Genomic DNA, 16795 nt, shown 5'->3' with positions numbered 1-16795 from the left:
ATTTAAATTATTTTATACACCAGGCAGTAATTTTAAAATTACTGCCTGGTGTTGTTTTAATAGATATGCTATGCGATAACTGGATATATTAAAATAAGGGTTTATTAAAAGTCATTTCGATTGGTATAAAATATCCTATCCTGTATGTCTTTCAAAAAGCTTTTTTACAACAAATGGATATATGGCATTCGTGTTTGTCTTATCCAAACCAATAAAAAAGGAATATGACGCAAATGACTGTGAATACTGTGTAAAACCAGTAAAAAGAACAATTACCCCCTTTCCTAAGAACGCATACACCGCCTAAATTTAAGTTGTATTACATTACTTTGTAAACACCATTCGACTAAATAATTTAATGGTTAAAGAAATATAAATATTATAATTATAACTAATGAAAACACATTTAAACGTATCACATAACATGGGTTCGATAACAAAAAGTCTTTTTTTAATAGGTGTTTTAGCTTTTACAGTCGGTTGTAAAAACTCAAAAAAAGAACCTATTTCTAAAGTTGAAACAGAAAACAACATAACCATAGATTTGCAAAAGCAAATAGATGATTGTGAAGCACAATTGGAAATATCCGTTCCAAAATTAACAGACTTAACCAAACATCCGCGTTTAATTGAAACCAATGAAACCGAATGGAAGCAAGTGCCAAACCATAAATTGATTTGGACTTCTGGATTTTATCCAGGTATTTTATGGTATGCATATCATGCTACAGGAAATGAAAGATGGAAAGAAGAAGCCATTAAACGCACAGAGGTTTTCGAAGATTTTAAAAACATTACCGAACATCACGATATTGGATTTATGATGTTTCCAGCATATGGCTTAGGATATGAAATTGGCGGTAAAAAAGAATATAAAGACATTCTATTAACCTCGGCAAACTCGTTGGCTAGTCGTTTTAACCCTAACGTAGGTACGATACGATCTTGGTCCAATAAAATGCATCCACGCTGGCAGCAACATATTACTATTATTGACAACATGTTAAATTTAGAATTGTTGTTTTGGGCTGCAAAACACGGTGGTGATCAAAAACTTTATGATATTGCAGTAACACACGCAGAAACCACTATGGAAAAACATTTTAGACCAGACCTTACATCTTGGCACGTGTTGGAATACGATTCTATTAACGGAAATGTTTTAAACCACCACACCAAACAAGGCTATGCAGATGATAGCCGTTGGTCTAGAGGACAAGCTTGGGGCGTTTATGGGTATACCATGGTTTATAAAGAAACGAAGGATAAAAAGTTTTTAGATTTTGCTCAAAAAATAACAGATAAATATTTATCCTTATTACCAGAAGACATGGTGCCATGCTGGGATTTTGATGTAGCTCATGATCCAAACGAAGAAAAGGATGCTTCGGCTGCTGCTGTAGTGGCATCTGCATTATTGGATTTAAGCACTTTTGTAGAGAAAAAAGAGGATCAAGAACGCTATTACAATGCCGCTCTTAAAATGTTGAAGTCATTAGGGTCGGATAAATATTCGGCAGTTGGAAAAGCAGATGCTTTCTTATTGCATTCCACGGGAGCTAAATCTTTAGGACATGAAATTGATGTGGCATTAATCTATGCCGATTATTATTATATCGAAGCCTTGGATCGCTTGAGAAAAATGCAAGAAAAAAAATAACCTTATAAAGACAAAGCTTTATGAAACCCATTATTAAATACATTATAGCAGGTTCTGCATTTACAATTTTATTAAGTTGTTTAGGTATGATGCAAAATAAAACTGAAGCAGAAAGCCATCAGGAGAAGCCTAACCTATTGTTTATATTTCCCGATCAATTAAGAAATGCAGCCATAGGCATCAATAATCAGGATCCTGTTCATACGCCTCATTTAGACCAGCTGGCAAAAGAGGGTATGATTATTTCTAATGCCATAAGCAGTTATCCTTTATGTAGCCCTTACAGAGGTATGCTTATGACGGGTAAATTCCCATACAACAATAATGTGTTGACCAATAGTAATTCCCAAAGGTATCAATACGATAATTCTTGGCAGAAAAGTGATATTAGTTTTTCTGATGTTTTGGTTAAAAATGGATATGATGCCGGTTATGTAGGTAAATTGCATTTAACTTCACCACCTCCCATTAAAGGTAAGGATTCTGTAATTTGGGATGCTTATACACCAAAGGAATTACGCCATGGGTTTAATTTTTGGTATTCTTATGGTACTTTCGATGTGCATAATGAACCTCACTATTGGATAAATGATGCCAAGGAAGATGAACTAACTTATGTAAACGAATGGTCCCCGGTTCACGAAGCTAATGTGATAATCGATTATATTAAAAATCCATCAGAAGAAACAAGAAGTGCCGATAAGCCTTTTGCGTTATTTTGGTCTGTAAACCCACCACATCCGCCATATCAATACGTGCCAGAAGAACATTTAGAAGCATATAAAGACGAAGCTTTAGACGATTTGTTGGTAAGGGACAATGTGTTATTAGATACAGATGCCGAAAATCTAGCGTTCCACAAAGGGGCCACCAGAAACCGTACTCATTTGGCAAAAGATCATGTACGCGATTATTTTGCGATGGTAACCGGAGTAGATGAGCAAATAGGGCGAGTTTTAAAGGCTTTAAAGGAAGAGGGATTGGATAAAAACACTATTGTAGTGATCACTTCAGATCACGGCGAAATGATGGGGAGCCATGGTTTGATGTCTAAAAACATTTGGTATGAAGAGGCTATGAATGTGCCGTTTATCATCCGATGGCCAGAAAAAATAAAAGCGAATCAAAAAAGTGATTTATTGGTTAGCCCCACAGATATTATGCCTACAATTTTAAATATGCTAGGAACCACCAAGGGAATACCTGATAATTTAGATGGCTTAGATCTATCCTCTTTAATTCTAAAAAAAGAAGGAAATGAACCCACTTCTGTAATGTATTTTTTCATTGAAGAAGGGCAACCGGCCTCTGGACATCGGGGTATAAGAACCAAAACACATACCTATGTCGTTACTTTAGATAAAGATGATGTAGAGCGTGTTATGATGTACAACAATGTTGCAGATCCTTACCAATTAACTAATATCGCAGGTAAAAATTCTGAGTTGGAAAAAAACTTGCACAATCAACTCTTGCAAAAATTGAAAGAGAAAAAAGACCCTTGGTTAGAGCGTTATTTGGAGTTGAATAAATAAAAACAACATTACCAATTATCAGTTTAAAATTTGTCATGTACTAAAAACAACATTAAATTATGATATATTCATTTTTAGAATCAAAAAAACAGTTAGGGGTAACATTGCTATTTTCTCTCATGGCGACGCTAAGCTTTTCTCAGGATTCGTATAAGCCGGCTATCGAGTCTTTCGAGTCTGAAAAAGCCTTATCCTTTTACGATGCCACTAATAGTAAGTTAACACTAACCGATATACATAAAAGATTTGGTAAAACCGCTTTGCAATGGGAGTGGACAGGTGAAAGTACTTTAGGTACTTCTCATTTTAAAATCCTATCCCTAGACGAAAGTCCGCTAGCGTATGGCAATCATTTTCCTGCAAGTCCAACCTTGCACATGTCTATTTATAATGAAACGCCTAAAAATGAAAAAATCACTATTTCTTTTGAAAAAGAAGGTGTGAAAAAAGTTTGGTTCGATATAGAATTATCTTTTAAAGGATGGCGACGTATTTGGGTTCCATTTTATGAAATGCAAGGCGATGCTCCTAAAAAACTAGCCCAAGTAGATTATGATTATTTTAGAATTTCGACCTTAATACCAAATGGGAAGTTGTTCTTTGATGATATTATATTTTCTCAGTACCAAGATGATAGGCATCAATATCCAGATGAAACGGTTCCTTTTATAAAAGCAGATACCGATTTAGGAAAAGACCATTGGATGCCTTTGATACAAAATTACGATCGTATTAAAAATCTAGATCCCAATCCTGTTTCTATGGCCATTCGAATGGATCTTAAAAAATTCGAACAATTAATTGCTCAAGAATTGGTAATCGATAAGAAATACAAAGTATATATTAAGACCTTGCGTGATGATTTTCAAAAACTGAAGATTAAGGATCATGGTAAAACCGTAGTAGGGCCACCCTTAACTTTTAAAGAAGAACAAGAGTTTTATAGTGAAAAACAACAAGGGCCAAAAGTCTTTAATGATATTCAAGATCTAGGTAAAGTCATGAAAAAACTGGCTAATTTCCACGATCGTGCCAATACTTTAGAGAAGCAAGAAATTGAAACGATGTTTTTGGCAGGCACTAAGTATTTTATTGATCAAGGCTGGCAAGCTGGCTCAAATGGAGGAACTAGGCATCATGTAGGGTATAATGTTAGAGAAATTACTGAAGCATTTTTTGTTATGCGTCAATTACTTTTTGATAACGGGCTTTTAAAAGATGTAGGGGCAAGTTTGCATTGGTTGTATAACTTAGGGATGCTATTAGATGATGAAAGTAATTTCTATGTTAATATAGACTATTTAAATACTCAATCCTATTACCATTTAATGCTTATTTTCTTATTTGAAAAACAAGAAATGCAAGCAGAAGTATTACGGGCATACTCTAAATATATGTCTATTACCTTAGCACAGCAAAAGGAAGAATGGGGCTTTAAGGTAGATGGAACGGCATGGCACCACAACGGGCATTATCCAGCATATGGTGTGGGCGCCTTTCAAGTCGTACCAAAAGTAATTAAAACCCTAGCAGGTACTAGATTTCGTATTGAAACGGAAGGTCATAAAAACTTTAAAAAAGCATTTTTAGCAGCCAGGATTTATAGCCAACCATTTGAATGGGGCTTCGGTAATGGAGGGCGTCACCCGTTAGAAGGAAATGGTATAGAATCGTTAAAAGGACAATATTTACAAATGGCCTATGCAGGAAACCCAGAAGGCACTTCTAATATAGACCAAGATGTTGCGGCAGCTTATTTAAGACTTTGGGGAAAAGACGATATGATGAACACTTCTGTTTTTACTCAAATAAATGGTATAAATAAAGAAAGATTATCGGGATATTATACATTTCCTTATGGCGCAACAGCTGTACACAGACGAAATGATTGGGCAGCATTGATTAAAGGGTATAGCAAATATGTATGGGCTTCCGAAATCTATGTAAATGAAAATAGATATGGGCGATATCCTGCAAATGGTACCGTTCAGCTACTAAATAGTAAAGGAGAGAAGGGGAGTGGTTTCCGCCAAGAAGGCTGGGATTGGAACCGTTACCCAGGTGCTACCGTAATTTATTTACCACTTAAAGAACTCGAATCTAAAATGTCTTTAATCATGTACCGTTCTAACGAAACATTTGCAGGAACGACAACCTTAGATGGCGATGGTATTTTTGGAATGATTTTAAATGAAAGTAAAGGCTCTAATGCAGATGGCAAAGAGGTTAATATAGGATATCCAGGTAAACTTTATGCAAAAAAATCAGTGTTCTCTTTTGATAATAAATTGATATATATAGGCACAGATATCTCTAGTATTGATGATAAAAACCCAACCCAAACCAATATTTTTCAATCGTTTTTAACAGATACAAAAGCACCTATATTCACCGCTTCAGAAACGATTAGAAAATTTCCATATGAAACGGTTTTAGAGCAAAATTCTAAATCGGGCTCTTGGTTAATAGACCCATATGGTAATGGCTATCATATGCTATCGGATACTCCCATTCATTTTAAGAAAGAAAACCAGAAATCTTATCACAATAAATACTCCATTAATACGGGGTCTATGAATCCCAAAGGTAAAGGAGCAAAAGAAACGCAAGGGGATTACGCAACCGCTTGGATCGATCATGGTTTGGCACCAAAAAAAGGGGCATATCAGTATGTTGTTTATCCATTTCTTAATGAAGATAATCAAAAGGTTTTTGGAAAAATAGTTAAAAAAGACAATTCCTTTGAAATAAAACGTGCCGATGGTGTAGCGCACATCGTGCTTAATAAAGAAACGGAAACAACTGGATATGTGGTGTTTGAGGCCCACCAAAATTTGGAAAGCGGTATCTTAAAAGAGGTTTCAGAACCAGCATTGGTGATGATAAATCATAGAAACCATAATTCTTTAACAATTAGTGCCGTGCAGCCCGATTTGAATTTTCCAGAATATAAAAAAGGAAAATTTAGAAATTATAGCCAACCGGTAGCACTTAAACTTACTTTGGAAGGCAAATGGAGTGCGTTTCCAGAAGATTTTATTAAAAAGGTTGATTACTCTGGTAATAATACCATCATCACTTTAGAGTGTATAGACGGCTTGCCAAGAGAATTTAAAGTTAATACATTATAGACAACCCGTTATTGGGGTGGCACAGCCATTTTTTGATTTTGGAACACTTTTTTATAAAAGGCTTGCTTTGCCGAAGAAAAATTGGAACAATTTGTGTCTCGCAGTGACAAAACATAAAATTTATAAAAATGCGAGTTGCTTTAATTAATTATTTTATAGTTTTTATACTTATCAGCACCACATGTCATGGTCAAGACGCCATGATCTGGAAAAAATACATAGGTGAAATACAAAATCCAGAAGTTCCCCTGCTTCTGGATTATTCGTATGCAGGCTATAAGCTAGGGAAAGAAGGAGTTCCTAATAAGCATAAAGGTTTAAAGGTTTTTAATGTTTTGGATTTTGGAGCTATTCCTAATGATACTATTTCCGATCAAGAGGCCATTCAGTCTGCAATACATGCCGCAGAAAAAAATAAAGGCGGTGTTGTGTTTTTTCCAAAGGGCGAATTTTTAGTTAACGTTAGCCCTCAAAAAACAAATCCTATAGAAATAAAAGAATCTAATATTGTTTTAAAGGGAAGTGGATTAGGTGAAACAGGTACGACAATTACCATGAAAGACCACATGTTGCAGCGCACGCCCAATGAAGCAGAATGGAAGGTGAGTTACATGTTTACTTTTTTTTCTAAAAAAGGAGAGAGAGAACAAACCAAAATCACAAAAAACACGAATGAAGGTGCTTTTTCCATTGAAGTTGCAGATGCAACGATTTTTAAAAACGCAAAGTTTATTCAATTAGAGATGCCTTATAATGTAGGTGCCGTAAGCGAATCTTTAGAAGGGAGAACACCAAGACCACATTGGGATAAAATCCAGAATAAAGGAGTAACATTTATAGAGAATCATGAAATAGACCATATTTCAGGACATGTTATTACTATTAAAGACCCGTTAATAAACACGATTAATACAGAATATAATTGGCAAGCAAAACCATTTTACCCCTTGGAAAATGTGGGCGTAGAAGCTATTCATTTTAAAGCTAATTTTAAGGATGCGTTTGTACATCATAAAGATTTTTTACATGATAATGCATGGTCCATAATTTCCATGCAACGCGTGGCTAATTCTTGGGTTAGGCATTGTAGGTTTAGTAACACTACGGGGGCAGTTTCTATAAATAATAGTCTCGCATCGTCAATTTTAATGCTTTGGGTGGAAGGTAATGCGGGCCATAAATTAACAAATGTTACACAATCTACACGGGTATTAACAGGGCTCGTTACCGATGTTACCAATGCGGGGCAGTTTCATGGTGCGGCCATGTCCCATAAGACTTCCGGTTCTGTAATTTGGCGTGTAAAAACACCAAAACAAGGCTGGGATTCTCATGCCGATATTCCTATTAGCAATTTGGTGGATCTTTATGAAGCTTCGAAAATGACGAATCATGGCGGCTTTTATGGAAACGAGCCACATCATTTGAAGGGATTGACCCTATGGAATTACAAAAGAATAGGGGCTCCAGAAGAGAATTACGATTTTTGGAAAGCATCAGGGCCAAATCATTTGTATTGGGGCTTTGCTGTTGTTAACCCTACTATTGTGGGGTTGCATGGTTCTAAAACAACTTTAAACGAAGCCCATGTGGGCTATTTGGAAAGTTTGGGTACTCAGGTTTTTCCTGAATCTTTATATGAAGCACAATTAAAACATCGGTTGGGCAAAACACCAAAATGGATATGTAAAAGTTTAAAAGAGTGGCGTAAAATTGAAAAAAACTTAGGTTTATAAAAAAAAAGCATATGTACGGAAAACATGTAATGGTTATGGTGTGTATAATGAGTATTTTGTTTTCATCATGTAAGCAAAATGAAACAGCTTCTGTTGCCCAAAAAAGCACGAGTGTACGTAACGATAGACCTAATATTGTGTTGATTATGACCGACCAGCATCAAGCAGAAGCCTTAAGTATTGCTGGAAATTCCAATGTGCATACACCAAATTTAGACAAGTTGGCCAGAACAGGAGTTCGTTTTGAAAATGCTTACGTTACATTTCCGCTTTGCGTCCCTGCACGCTCAAGTATTTTTACAGGAAAACTTCCACACACTATCGCTGTTAATTCCAATAAAGCTGGAGACAATATCATGTCTGCTGAAAACAAGCAAACAGGCTTAGGAAATTGGATGCGTGAAGCTGGGTACGATTGTGCTTATGGAGGCAAATGGCATGCGCACGAAGCAGAAGTTTCAAAGGGTAATGGCTTTGATCAAATAGCAGGATTTGGAGATATTCCTTTAGCAGAGAAGTGTATTGGCTATTTAAAAACAAGACAAGAGAATCCGCAACCGTTTTTTTTGGTCGCATCTTTTGATAATCCTCATAACATTTGTGAATGGGCTAGAAATGAGCCGCTGCCCTATGGCAATATAACTCCTGTACCAGTGGATAAAACTCCCGAATTGCCAGTAAATTTTAAAAAGTCTGAGACCTTTCCAGAAGCATTACAATTCGAACAAGATACGGAAGTAAAAGTATATCCCACCCAGAATTATACAGAAGCAGATTGGCGCCAGTATCGCTATACGTATTATAGGCTAGTAGAAAAAGTAGATAAAGAGATTGGTAAGATTATAGATGCCATAGATGATTTGGGGATGCGGGATAATACCATTATTATTTTTACCAGCGACCATGGCGATGGTAATGCATCACATGGTTGGAACCAAAAGACCGCCTTGTTTCAAGAAAGTATTAAAGTACCGTTTATAATAAATTATAAAGACATGAAGATTCCGAAAGGAGGAATACATACAGCATTAATTTCTAACGGATTAGATTTATACCCAACCCTCTGCGATTTCGCAGGAATTTCGGAACCTAAAGGCTTGTTGGGAAAAAGTGTAAAAGCCCTTGTTGAAAATGAAACAATAAACAACAGCAGAGCGTTTGTAGTAGTAGAAACAAAATTTGAAGGAAAAAATGCTTATGGTACTATGGGACGGGCTTTGGTTACTAAAAAGTATAAGTATGTATTATACCATTGGGGTAAAAATAGGGAACAATTTTTTGATTTAGAGAACGATCCTTATGAGATGAACAACCTGATTAATGCTAAAGCATATTTAGAAAACATCGACGATTGCCGTCAAAAATTATTAGATTGGTGTAAAGAAACGAAAGATAACAAGTTTTTGAGAAAGTTGGTGATGCCAACTACAAGCAATCTGAGCTCAAGCGACTTATTCGATAAACCCTTTTAATATAGGTAGCTTTAATCCAAAATGTTGCTATCAAGATTAAACAAGACCCTAATTTGTTAATCACCAAAAAAAATAAAATTATAAAAGCCATGATCAATTTTAAAAATTATACGTTAGTATTGAGTTTTTTACTTATTTATACGCTAATCGGCTGTAAAAACAAAACTTCAGAAAATAGAGATACTGCAAACATTTCTAAAGAGGAACAACAAAAACCAAATATCGTTTTAATTTACACCGATGATCTTGGCTATGGAGATATTAGTAGTTTTGGGGCTACTAGTATTGAAACCCCTGCTATAGATGCTTTGGCAAACGAAGGGATTGCATTTCATAATGCATATGCCACGGCTGCCACATGTACACCTTCTAGGTATTCTTTATTAACGGGAGATTATGCTTGGAGAAAAAAAGGTACTGGTGTTGCAAAAGGAGATCAATCTTTATTGATTGATACCGCTAGAACCACTTTACCAGGCATGCTTAAAACCGCAGGTTATAAAACAGGTATTGTAGGGAAATGGCATTTAGGATTAGGAGGTGAAGATGGTCCGGATTGGAACGGAAAAATAGCACCGGGACCACTGGAAGTCGGTTTTGATTATTCCTATCTCATACCTGCAACTGGCGATCGAGTGCCTTGTGTTTTTGTTGAGAACCATCACATTGTAAATTTAGATCCTAATGATCCTATTAACGTTAATTATAAAGAAAAAATAGGAGATTGGCCCACAGGAAAAGAAAACCCAGAACAGTTAAGCTTAAAACCATCACAGGGCCATAATAACACCATTGTAAATGGTATTAGTAGAATTGGTTATATGGAAGGAGGAAAAGCTGCTTTATGGGATGATGAAACCATCCCTATGGAGTTGGTGGATAAATCTAAAAAATTTATTCAAGCACATACTAACCAGCCTTTTTTTTTAATGCTTTCTACACACGATATCCATGTGCCAAGAGTAGCGAATAAAATGTTTCAAGGGAAAAGTAGCATGGGGGCTAGAGGCGATGTTATTTTGCAGTTAGATTGGACGGTAAAGCAAATTATGGAAGAATTGAAAGATCAAAATCTTCTGGATAATACAATCGTTGTTTTTTCTAGTGATAATGGCCCGGTAATCGATGATGGATATCATGATCGTGCACGAGAACTATTAGGTGATCACCAACCCACAGGAGGTATGCGTGGAGGGAAATATAGCGCTTACGACGGAGGAAGCAAAATTCCATTAATTATACGATGGCCAGATGGTAATAACAAAGGAATGGTTTCTAATGCCTTGTTTAGCCAAGTAGATTTTCTGCGGTCTTTTGCAAAACTTATAGGAGTTGAGAAGCTTGGAAACGATGTGATTGATAGCCAAGACAGGTTAAGTGTTTTGTTAGGGGATGATAAGATTGGAAGAACGTCGTTGGTACAAGAAAGTTTTATGGGGCCTTTGTCTTTTCTTGAAGGGCATTGGAAGTATATAGAGCCATTAGAGGGACCAAAATATGTACCTTGGGGACCTATTATAGAAACAGGGTTTCAAATGGAACCACAGCTTTACGATTTAAAAAACGATCCAAACGAGAAAAACAACCTTGCGGAAAAATTTCCTGAAAAAGTAAAAGATTTAAGAGAGAAATTAGTAAACTTAAAAAAGGATGGTTTTACCAACAAACATGAAGTCGAGCTAAATTAACCCTTTTGGTCAGGCACATTAAAGAAATATGGAGTTTTGTAAAAAGCACTCCTTTTAAATCAACAATTCTATGTGTAATATTTTGAGGTATACACGCAGATGTAACTTTTAATTTAGGCTGTCACAAAAAAAAACAAGATGCAAAACAAGATGCTTTTACTGATTTTTATTTTGTCGATTTTTTCTTGTAAAGAGAAAGAAAAAAGGCAAAATGTCGTTTTTATTCTGGTCGATGATCTAGGCTGGACCGATTTGGGCTATTCCGGCAGCACATTTTACGAAACACCCCATATTGATGCTTTAAGTAACACGAGTATCCAGTTTACAGATGCCTATGCTTCTGCGTCTATATGTTCGCCTACTCGGGCATCCATTTTAACAGGGAAACACCCTGCACATATCAATATTACCGATTGGATTCCTGGTGACGACAATCAAGACATGAGGTTGCTAGGCCCTCAAGATTTGCATGAACTGCCGTTGCATGAAACTACTTTTGCTGAAGTTTTAAAATCGAACGGATACAGTACTTTTTTTGCTGGAAAATGGCATATAGGAGATGAAGGTTTTTTACCCGACAATCAAGGTTTTGATGTAAATCTTGGTGGATACCATATGGGACAGCCGCCAGGAGGGTACTATTCTCCATATAAAAACCCGTATTTAACCGACGGGCCTAAAAACGAGTTTTTAACGGACAGGCTAACCGATGAGTCTATCAAGTTTTTAGATACTATTCAGGATAAACCGTTTTTATTATATGTATCTTATTATACGGTGCACACTCCTATACAAGCAAATAAACGCCATGTCACTAGGTTTAGAGAAAAACTAAAAACCATGGATAGCTTGGTAACTACCGAAAAAAGAGAGGGACATGCCATTACTAGGGTCGTTCAAAACAACCCAGAATATGCCTCCATGGTGTATGCTCTTGATGAAAATGTTGGAAGATTAATTGATAAATTAAAAAAGGAAGGCCTTTATGATAATACCACCATTATTTTTACTTCAGATAATGGCGGACTAACCACGATAAAAGAAGGGCTTAATTATCAAAAACCCACAGCCGTACATCCATTAAGAGCTGGTAAAGGTTGGCTTTATGAAGGTGGAGTGCGTGTGCCGCTACTAATAAAGCCAGCGTATTATAAAGCAGGTGGTAGAGTGGTTTCAGAACCTGTAATTAGTCATGATTTTTTTCCAACGATTTTAACCCAAACCCAGGTGGCATTAAACCCCTCCTTACAAATAGATGGTGTGGATTTAAGCCCTTTGTTTACAGAGAATAGTTTGGACAGAAAAGATATTTTTTGGCATTATCCTCATTACCATGCCAGTGGATGGACACCCGGAGCAGCCATCAGGCAAGGGGACTGGAAATTAATTGAGTTTTATGAAGCAAACACCGTAGAGCTATACAATTTATCTGATGATATATCAGAAACTCATAATCTGGCATTGCAAAACCCTGAAAAAGTAAAGACCCTTAGAAAAAGATTGCGTGATCTCCAGGAGGCTGTTAATGCTAATAAAGCCACAATAAATAGTGCTTTTAAGGAAGTGCCATAAATTATAACACAATGAAAAAGATAAACGGATTTAAAATCTTATTTTTAATTACTTTTTTATATTTTAGTGCTTGCCAAAATTCAGCAACAATCTTGTACGATGATGTTTTAAGTCACAGCGCAAATTGGGTTGTAGAACAACAACCCAAAGGCCAAGTGGAAGTTGCTAATGGAAAAATGGAAGTGATAGATGCTAAAGGCTGTACAGTTTGGTTTAAACATAAGCTAGAAGGGCATATTAAAATTGAATACGATATTACCATTATAGACCATAATGGCCTCTACGATAGAGTTTCAGATATGAATTGTTTTTGGATGGCAAACGACCCTAGAAACCCTAAAGATTTTTTTAAAGAATCTGAGCATCGTGCAGGCCATTTTCCAAACTATCATCATTTAAAATTGTACTATGTAGGTTATGGAGGGCATCATAATTCCAAAACCAGATTTAGGCGATATGATGGGAATTTAGATAGGCCATTACGGCCAGAACACGATTTAACAGATAAGGCATTTATGATTGTGGCTAATAAAAAAATGCATATCGAAATTTTGGTAAAAAAGAACTACACAAGTTATAGTAGAGATGGCGTTGTTGTTTTTGAAATAAACGACCAAAACCCATACACGAATGGTTATTTTGGATTTAGAACCGTAAACAACCACATGGAAATAGAGAATTTCAAGGTAATCAAATTACATTAACAGCTAAAGCATATTTAAAATATTTAATTCAGTATTAACAGTAAAAAAAAGCAAGACAATTGAACTCGAAGTTAAAAAAGTATAGGGTTAAAAAAATTGATGAAAATCATCTAAAGATCAATGGTAAGGCCGATCACCCTCTTTGGGAAAAAGCGACAGGTTTAACAGATTTTTGCTCTCCGTGGGATGACGAAAACATAAAGGAAATAGAATTTAAAGCCTTATGGGATGGTACATATGTGTTTTTTTGTTTTAAAGTTCAAGATTCTGATATCCATATAGATACTGCAGATAATACAGTAAAAAGCATTAATAATTCAGATAGAGTAGAGCTTTTTTTTAGGTCGAACAAGCAATTGGATCCTTATTATTGTTTAGAAATAGACCCTTCACCTCGTTTGATGGATTTTAAAGCGAAACCTAATAGAGTATTTGATTTTAATTGGAAATGGCCTGAAGCAGATATCTCAATTAAATCGGATATTCAAAACGATTTTTTTACCGTTGAGATAGCCATTAGTGTAGCTTCATTAATTAAAAAGAACCTTTTAAAAGAGGGCACTATTGAAACGGGTATTTATAGAGCAAAATACAATAAACAGGAAAACGGAAACTATGAGCCTACTTGGATTACTTGGGTAGATCCAAACACAGAAACTCCAGACTTTCATACTTCAACTTCTTTTGGGCTCTTACAGTTGGAAGAGGTTAAACTATAATCACTTGATTGAAAGAAAACGGAAAGCTTTTAAAAGCTAAATTTACTTATGAGTACGATAAAAATTCGAATTAAATTTCAAAAATTAAATATGCAATGGAATTCCAAAATATGGAATCAAACGAGAGAAATACAAACTAACTAAGTATTCGTCTTGCAATAACCAAAGCTAAATAAAGGCACGTTCATAATAGGGCTACTTTTTTTAAACATAATTTTAAATTTAGCTGTAAATTGGTAAATCTATTACTTTTACAAAAAGCAACTTGTTTTAAATTATTAAGAAGGTTTCCGAGTGCTCGGGAGTATTCGTTTAGCGGTATATAAAACAAATTAAATAAGCCCGTACTAACCCATTAGTACGGGCTTATTTATTAACCTATTTCTTTTATACTAAACGTTAATGTCTCATAAACGGATTTACGTTTTCAGAATTAACGATATCTATTGGCAGTAATAATTGACTTGGAATTTCCTTTTCAAAGAGAAAATACTCCACTAAAAATTTCAACCCAAAATATGCCTGTTGTTTCGGGTTTTGATGGATCAAGAAATCTATAGTACCAGCTTTTAAATGTGCTACATTCTCATTTAACAAATCATAGCCTACCAGCGCGATATGATTGTAAAGGTTTTTTTTGATAAAATCTGCCACTTGATAGGTTTTGGAGGTGGTAACAAAAATTCCTTTTAAATTAGGATGGTCTTTTATAAAACTGTTAAGTACCAGTTCAAAATCAGGATGTTTCAATTTGCACTTTAAAACATTGTAATCCGGGCATGCTTTAAAGTAACTTCTAAATCCTTTCTCTTTTTCTTGCATAAATACCGCATTTTTATACTTTTCATCAATATGAAGTATGGCAATATCTCCATGATCGGTAATGCTGTGCATTAATTTAGCAGCAACGCGCCCACTTTGATACAGATCTTGACCAATAAAACTTTTTGTGGTGGTAGACTTAATGGCGTTGTTAAATGTTAAAACCGTAATGCCTAAGGTGTCATAGTGTTGCAAAACAATTCTTGCCTCTTTAAAAAATAAGGGCGCTAGAAGTACTCCATCTGGCGCGGCACGTTGTATAAAGGCATTAGCATCTAAAAAAGATTGGGTGTTTGTAGGGCTAAAGTATAATTGTTGTATATTAATACCAAAAGCACCAAATTCTACCATTACCGTATCAATACCTTCTAAACAAGATTCCCAATAAGGATCTTCATTAGGGTCTGGAAGTAACACATAAATGGTATATGCCTTATTGTTTTTTAAATTTCGGGCAATAAGGTTGGGGTGGTAGTCTATTTCATTTAGTACTTGTGTTACTTTTTTTAGGGCCGTTTCCGAAACTTTCCCTCTTTTATGTAAAACACGATCTACTGTGCCTTTAGAAACACCTGCTAGCTCGGCAATATCACGAATGGTATATTTTTTAGACATGTTACAAATATATAAAAGCAATTGAAATTTCCAACTATGTTATCGAACACATATTTTTTGTGTGTTCGAACACATATTTTTGCTTTTTCCTTTTTTAATCCAATTACATTCTCTATTTTTGTAAGAGGTAGAATGATTTTAGCTTTGTTTTGTTTGTTTATTCTGCTGGTTAATAAGGCATTATGTTTTTGTCTTCTCGATGATCTTGATTTTTAAATAAAAAATAAAATACAAAAAAATGGAAAAACCAACACTTGTAATATTGGCCGCCGGCATGGGAAGTAGGTATGGGGGGTTAAAACAGATGGACGCCTTTACTCCAGAAGGCGATACCATTATCGATTTTTCACTATACGATGCTCTTAGGGCTGGGTTTGGAAAATTTGTTTTTATTATTAGAAAGAGTTTTGAAGAAGACTTTAAAGCGATTTTTAATAAAAAATTAAAAGGTAGAGCAGAAGTGGCTTATGTGTATCAGGAATTGGATAGTGTTCCTGATAAATACATAAACTCAGAAAGAACTAAGCCTTGGGGTACAGGTCATGCTCTTTTAATGGCGAAAGATGCTGTTACAGAGAACTTTGCAATTATTAATGCAGACGATTTTTACGGTGCCGAAGCATTTCAGGTTATGGCAAAGTCTCTAGCGAAAAAAGATAAAAATTCTTACAACTTTAATACGATGGCTTACTTGCTTAAAAACACGGTTTCCGATCATGGGTATGTGTCTAGAGGGGAGTGCCAAGTAGATGAAGATGGGTATTTGGTAGATGTGACAGAGCGTACGCATATCGAAAAAATAGATGGTGAATTGAAGCGAAAAGATGACGATGGCAAAATGATCCCTATTGATGGTGAAACGGTCGTGTCCATGAATTTTTGGGGATTTACGCCTAAGTGTTTTGAGTTTGGCGGATCCTTATTTGAAACGTTCTTAGAGGCTAATAAAGATAATTTAAAAGCAGAGTTTTATATTCCTTCTGTGGTCAATGAGATATTGAAATCAGAAAAAGCTAGTGTAGAAGTTTTGAAATCTAATGCCAAATGGTTTGGGGTTACTTATAAAGAAGATAAAGAAATTGTTCAAAAAGCAATAGAAGAATTAAAAGAACAGGGCGTTTACCCTACCAAACTTTGGTAA

11 protein-coding genes are annotated in these 16795 nt (G+C 35.5%); 10 read left to right on the top strand and 1 reads right to left on the bottom strand.

Features of this window, described 5'->3' with window-relative positions; translation table 11 throughout:
• Window positions 1–394: 394 nt before the first annotated feature.
• The 9 genes from ACFFU9_RS16005 to ACFFU9_RS15965 all read left to right on the top strand — a co-directional run bounded on the left by ACFFU9_RS16005 (window position 395) and on the right by ACFFU9_RS15965 (window position 14217).
• Window positions 395–1660: a glycoside hydrolase family 88 protein gene (locus ACFFU9_RS16005; protein WP_379862492.1), complete on the top strand. Its 1266-nt coding sequence runs from the start codon at window positions 395–397 to the stop codon at window positions 1658–1660.
• A gap of 20 nt (window positions 1661–1680) precedes the next feature.
• Window positions 1681–3195 (top strand): sulfatase family protein, encoded by a 1515-nt coding sequence (locus ACFFU9_RS16000; RefSeq protein ID WP_379862491.1) that lies wholly within the window; start codon window positions 1681–1683, stop codon window positions 3193–3195.
• Window positions 3196–3254: 59 nt separating this feature from the next.
• On the top strand, window positions 3255–6326 hold the full coding sequence (locus tag ACFFU9_RS15995) for a chondroitinase family polysaccharide lyase (RefSeq protein WP_379862490.1): 3072 nt from the start codon (window positions 3255–3257) through the stop codon (window positions 6324–6326).
• A gap of 128 nt (window positions 6327–6454) precedes the next feature.
• Entirely contained in the window at window positions 6455–8062 is a 1608-nt protein-coding gene (locus ACFFU9_RS15990; RefSeq protein WP_379862489.1) for a DUF4955 domain-containing protein, read from the top strand.
• A gap of 11 nt (window positions 8063–8073) precedes the next feature.
• Window positions 8074–9534: a sulfatase family protein gene (locus tag ACFFU9_RS15985; protein ID WP_379862488.1), complete on the top strand. Its 1461-nt coding sequence runs from the start codon at window positions 8074–8076 to the stop codon at window positions 9532–9534.
• 89 nt (window positions 9535–9623) lie between these two features.
• The gene (locus ACFFU9_RS15980; RefSeq protein WP_379862487.1) at window positions 9624–11222 is read left to right on the top strand and encodes a sulfatase family protein; all 1599 of its coding nucleotides are present in this window, start codon (window positions 9624–9626) and stop codon (window positions 11220–11222) included.
• 150 nt (window positions 11223–11372) lie between these two features.
• Window positions 11373–12794: a sulfatase gene (locus ACFFU9_RS15975; protein ID WP_379862486.1), complete on the top strand. Its 1422-nt coding sequence runs from the start codon at window positions 11373–11375 to the stop codon at window positions 12792–12794.
• An 11-nt stretch (window positions 12795–12805) separates the two neighbouring features.
• Window positions 12806–13498, top strand: a complete 693-nt coding sequence (locus ACFFU9_RS15970) for a DUF6250 domain-containing protein (protein ID WP_379862485.1) — start codon at window positions 12806–12808, stop codon at window positions 13496–13498.
• Between the two features lie 59 nt (window positions 13499–13557).
• Complete coding sequence (locus ACFFU9_RS15965; RefSeq protein WP_379862484.1) at window positions 13558–14217, top strand: sugar-binding protein; 660 nt, start codon at window positions 13558–13560, stop codon at window positions 14215–14217.
• 399 nt (window positions 14218–14616) lie between these two features.
• Here the strand turns inward: ACFFU9_RS15965 and ACFFU9_RS15960 are convergent, their stop codons facing one another.
• Window positions 14617–15654, bottom strand: a complete 1038-nt coding sequence (locus tag ACFFU9_RS15960) for a LacI family DNA-binding transcriptional regulator (protein WP_379862483.1) — start codon at window positions 15652–15654, stop codon at window positions 14617–14619.
• Window positions 15655–15892: 238 nt separating this feature from the next.
• Between ACFFU9_RS15960 and ACFFU9_RS15955 the strand changes: the two genes are divergently transcribed.
• Window positions 15893–16795, top strand: a complete 903-nt coding sequence (locus ACFFU9_RS15955) for a nucleotidyltransferase family protein (RefSeq protein ID WP_379862482.1) — start codon at window positions 15893–15895, stop codon at window positions 16793–16795.

The sequence above is a fragment of the Mariniflexile ostreae genome (assembly GCF_042427585.1).
Lineage (GTDB): Bacteria > Bacteroidota > Bacteroidia > Flavobacteriales > Flavobacteriaceae > Pseudalgibacter > Pseudalgibacter ostreae.
Note: the sequence above shows the minus strand (reverse complement) of the source record. Positions and strands in the feature narration are given on the sequence as shown.

What these genes read in the sequence shown, in the direction of transcription:
- ACFFU9_RS16000 (WP_379862491.1), top strand. Translation starts at nt 1,681, where the DNA reads ATGAAACCCATTATTAAATACATTATAGCAGGTTCTGCATTTACAATT.
- ACFFU9_RS15985 (WP_379862488.1), top strand. Translation starts at nt 8,074, where the DNA reads ATGTACGGAAAACATGTAATGGTTATGGTGTGTATAATGAGTATTTTG.
- ACFFU9_RS15975 (WP_379862486.1), top strand. Translation starts at nt 11,373, where the DNA reads ATGCTTTTACTGATTTTTATTTTGTCGATTTTTTCTTGTAAAGAGAAA.
- ACFFU9_RS15980 (WP_379862487.1), top strand. Translation starts at nt 9,624, where the DNA reads ATGATCAATTTTAAAAATTATACGTTAGTATTGAGTTTTTTACTTATT.
- ACFFU9_RS15995 (WP_379862490.1), top strand. Translation starts at nt 3,255, where the DNA reads ATGATATATTCATTTTTAGAATCAAAAAAACAGTTAGGGGTAACATTG.
- ACFFU9_RS15970 (WP_379862485.1), top strand. Translation starts at nt 12,806, where the DNA reads ATGAAAAAGATAAACGGATTTAAAATCTTATTTTTAATTACTTTTTTA.
- ACFFU9_RS15990 (WP_379862489.1), top strand. Translation starts at nt 6,455, where the DNA reads ATGCGAGTTGCTTTAATTAATTATTTTATAGTTTTTATACTTATCAGC.
- ACFFU9_RS16005 (WP_379862492.1), top strand. Translation starts at nt 395, where the DNA reads ATGAAAACACATTTAAACGTATCACATAACATGGGTTCGATAACAAAA.
- ACFFU9_RS15960 (WP_379862483.1), bottom strand. Translation starts at nt 15,654, where the DNA reads ATGTCTAAAAAATATACCATTCGTGATATTGCCGAGCTAGCAGGTGTT.
- ACFFU9_RS15955 (WP_379862482.1), top strand. Translation starts at nt 15,893, where the DNA reads ATGGAAAAACCAACACTTGTAATATTGGCCGCCGGCATGGGAAGTAGG.